We start from the raw sequence: 1,620 nt of genomic DNA on the forward strand, positions 1-1,620 counted from the left end.
GGCGACCCCGGCGAGCCTGATCGGGCCGACCAGGGTCACCCGGCGCTGGCCGTCACCGGAACGACCGAGCCGGGGGTTCTTCTCCCGCTCCCGTTGCCCGCGGGCCGCCTTCAGCGCCCCGATCAGCTCGCCGAGCCGGCGGGCGTCGGCGCGTCGCCGGTCGGCTCCGACCAGCTCGTCGGCGCGGCCGTCGCGGAACACCGAGCGGATCTCGTCGCCGTTGAGCCCCTCGGTGACCCGCGCAATGCCGTCCACCAGCGCTGGACTCACCGGAATACCGAAGTGGTCGGCGTGCACCCGGGCGATCTCCCGGCGGGCGTCCTCCTGCGGAAGGTCGATTCTGATCGGCCGGAACCGGCTCGGCCGCAGCAGAGCGTCATCGATCAGATCGATCCGGTTGGTCGTACCGATGATCAGAACTGGCACCTCGGGCCGGAAACCGTCCAACTCGGTGAGCAGTTGGGCCACGATCGCGTTGCCCGCCCGGCTGCCGCCGTCGTCCCGGCCGGAGCGCCTGGCCGCAATCGAGTCGAACTCGTCGAAGACGACCACGGCCGGGGCGTTGCGGCGGGCCTCGGCGAACAGTTCACGGACCTTGCGTTCGCTCTCCCCGACATACATGTCGGTGACCTCCGGCCCGCTGACCACCAGGATGGTGGCGGCCAGGCGGGCGGCCACGGCCTTGGCGAACAGCGTCTTGCCCGTCCCCGGCGGGCCGTGGAAGATGAACCCGCGTGGCACCAGGTCGTGGCGCAGATGCTCGGGCAGGTCGACAGCACCGCCGACGATGGTCAGCGCGCGTTCCAGCTCGGCCTTGACGTCCCCATAGCCGCCGATCGCCGAGAACGGCACGTTCGGCACCTCGAACGAACTGGATGTGCGGGCCTTGAACACCCGCAGCTCGTGGCGCAGGTCGGCGAAGGTGGGCCGCCGGGCCGCGCCGATCGCCGGACGATGCTGGTGGTAGGCGAACCGCAGGGCGTTGCGGAACCGGACGGCGTTCATCCCGGCCACGTACTTGTACAGGTCGGTCGCGTCGAAACCGTCGAACAGCTCCGCCTCTGCGCGGGTGACCAGCGCCCGGCCGACCGGCACCCGCTCACCGGAGCGGGTCGTCACCTCCCGGGGCAGGATCTCGATCGACAACCGCACCGCGAACCGGTTGGCCAGCACCTCGGGGATCACCAGGGACGGGTCGGTGAACGCCAGCAGCACGCAGGCGCTGCGCTCGTAGAGGACGTCGGTCAGCTCGCGGGCCTCGCTCGTCAGCGTCGCGTCAGTGCCGCCGGCCAGCAGATCCAGGTGCGGCACGACGACCACGTCACCCGGCTTGGCGTCGGTGACCGCGGCCTGCAGGGCGGCCAGCAGTTCGGCGCGCCGCCCGCCGCCGAGCGGGGTCGCATCCCCCAGACCGCTCGCCATTCCCGACGCCATTCCCGACGCCGTCCCCGGCGCCAGCCCGGCCGCAGCGGACCCGCCGCCGAGCCGGAGCATCCGCGCCGACCGTCCGGACCGCCCGGCGATCTCGTGCGCCAGGTGTTCGACCAGCAACTTCTCGCACCGGATGAGGACGGACAGGCCGCTTTCCAGGTACGCGACGGCCCGGTTGATCTCCATATC

At 71.7% G+C, this 1,620-nt stretch carries 1 protein-coding gene; it reads right to left on the minus strand.

Annotation, left to right across the window (positions count from 1 at the left end):
* Positions 1–1,620, minus strand: a 1,620-nt coding sequence (locus U9980_RS25735; protein ID WP_322770294.1) for an ATP-binding protein, incomplete at both ends; no start/stop codon positions are given.

Source organism: Protofrankia sp. Cr1, assembly GCF_963555865.1.
Lineage (GTDB): Bacteria > Actinomycetota > Actinomycetes > Frankiales > Frankiaceae > Protofrankia.